The 1864-nt window shown below is 33.2% G+C and carries 5 protein-coding genes; all 5 read right to left on the bottom strand.

The genetic code is table 11. The features are described from left to right. The coding region (locus CL42_RS15985; RefSeq protein ID WP_035270888.1) for a hypothetical protein at nucleotides 1-318 on the bottom strand (318 nt) is incomplete at its 3' end. Between the two features lie 180 nt (nucleotides 319-498). Next, complete coding sequence (locus CL42_RS15980; RefSeq protein WP_035270885.1) at nucleotides 499-864, bottom strand: hypothetical protein; 366 nt, start codon at nucleotides 862-864, stop codon at nucleotides 499-501. After that, nucleotides 858-1064: a hypothetical protein gene (locus CL42_RS15975; RefSeq protein ID WP_035270884.1), complete on the bottom strand. Its 207-nt coding sequence runs from the start codon at nucleotides 1062-1064 to the stop codon at nucleotides 858-860. The genes CL42_RS15980 and CL42_RS15975 overlap by 7 nt, the downstream gene beginning before the upstream one ends. A gap of 148 nt (nucleotides 1065-1212) precedes the next feature. After that, nucleotides 1213-1557 carry a hypothetical protein gene (locus CL42_RS15970; protein ID WP_004762688.1) on the bottom strand — a complete coding sequence of 115 codons (345 nt, stop codon included), beginning with the start codon at nucleotides 1555-1557 and terminating at the stop codon, nucleotides 1213-1215. 8 nt (nucleotides 1558-1565) lie between these two features. Then, nucleotides 1566-1864, bottom strand: a 299-nt coding sequence (locus CL42_RS17320) for a hypothetical protein (RefSeq protein ID WP_035270883.1), incomplete at its 5' end; no start/stop codon positions are given.

The following is a 1864-nucleotide window of genomic DNA, read 5'->3' as shown; positions in this document are numbered from 1 at the left end:
TCTTTTATCAGTTATTTCATTTTTCAATATTTCTAATATTTGATAAAAAGGTACTTTAAGATCTTTCATTGAATCTTTAGTTACTACTAAATTTTGTTTTCCTTTAAGGGCATAAAGAAGAGGACAATTGTCACCTAATTTATGAAGTTTTCTGTCAATTACACTACGATAAAAGATTGAGTAAATTGATAGATTTAAAGAATCAATATTCTTTTTAGTATAGATACATGGGCTTTTCTTCTTAGTGGGAGTAGTAATTGCATAATGGTTTGTTGAGTGATCAACAATAACTAAGTTATCAATTACTTTAAAGCCCACAGAATACCTTCAATTCATGTACATAAAAAACTATTGATAATTATGCACAATATGGACATTAAGCGCATGATTATTTTAAATTTTAAAGCCTGGATATTGATCCAGGCTTTTCATATCGCATAACGAACATAAGTTAAATGGATATGGTCACCTTAAATTAGGTGTACATCTGATTACTAATTAAGGGTTATTCTCAAACCATGAATTAGTGGTAGCTATACAGTGCTGACAGCGCATATCTTGCTCTAAATAAGCGCCTAAGAGGCTGTCTTCATCAATAAAGCCATTACCCAGACATGAACCATCTTCACCAGTCATTCCATCACAACACACTTCATTGATTAACGGTTCAATTGCAGTTTCATAATGAAATTTTTGGTTAGGACTCATCTTTGTAAAGTTTTCAGGATGTGCTACTAGAAATTTAGCTACACCAAGACTAGCATCTGTATTTTTAACTCCATTCTCTTCTGCAAGATCTGTAATGTATTCTTCACAATTGTCTACAAGATGTTGTAGAACATTAATTTGATGTGTACTTAACATGACTGTTCTTCCGAAATATGTTTTTCGCATAAAGCACATTCTTCACCATAGACAGATTCGTAACTACCGTTGATATGAACTATTGGAGATTCTTCAGCAGTAGAGTATTTTTGAATACACTCGTCACAGACATTTGCTTGAGGATATTGCTCATCAGTACGATCAGCAGACATATTCCCCCATAAAGTACAAAGTTGCATAGTTTTCTTCCTATAATAGGTAAAGACAGTTGTGAATCGATAACAAAGATTTATACCGATAAGTATTTCAAGCCTGTACAAACATTTGGATAAATTTATAGTTATAACTGCACTATTTGACAAAACACATCTTCATGCTCAAGGTTTGCTATTTGCAAGTAAACTTAACTACATCATAGTGGCTAGCCCCATAGATAGGTTCGATCCATGAGCCTTTATCTGTGTAGGTTGTGATATCGCTTTCGCTATTGATGCCTTCTCCAATTTTGCGATATTTACCTGTGGAACAGTTGATTTCCATCTTAGAGTAGACTGTCTCTGTTGAAAATACAGACTTATAAATAACTAAATTGATCCCCCCTTTCTTTTTATTGCTAATTAGAAAGTACTTTCCATTGTACTTTTTATCGATCATGGGAATCTTTTTATCAGCCAGCACTGAGGTACTGATAATAGCTAAAGTGATTGCAATTAATATGTGTTTATAGATCATTGTTGTTCTCATTTTTCATCAGGTATTTGAAACATAGCAGAGTAGTAGTCACCATCTTTTTTACACATGGCTAACAAGTCGGTTTGAGTTCCATCTTTCACGATGTAGCCAATAAACTTTTCTTTTTCATCCTTATCTACAGTATAGGATACATTATATTTTTTTGCTGTTTGATCAAGACGATACTTACATTCCTGCATGGTATCCATTTCATCACCAACAGCTTTAGAGCTTGTGATTTTAGTTGGGCTAGTATCAGTCGATGAACTACTATCACACCCCATTAGTAATATAGAAAAACTAAGAC

This window comes from Acinetobacter sp. Ver3 (assembly GCF_000632455.1).
Taxonomy (GTDB): domain Bacteria; phylum Pseudomonadota; class Gammaproteobacteria; order Pseudomonadales; family Moraxellaceae; genus Acinetobacter.
The sequence above is the reverse complement of the archived record's forward strand: the minus strand, read 5'-3'. Positions and strand labels throughout refer to the sequence as shown.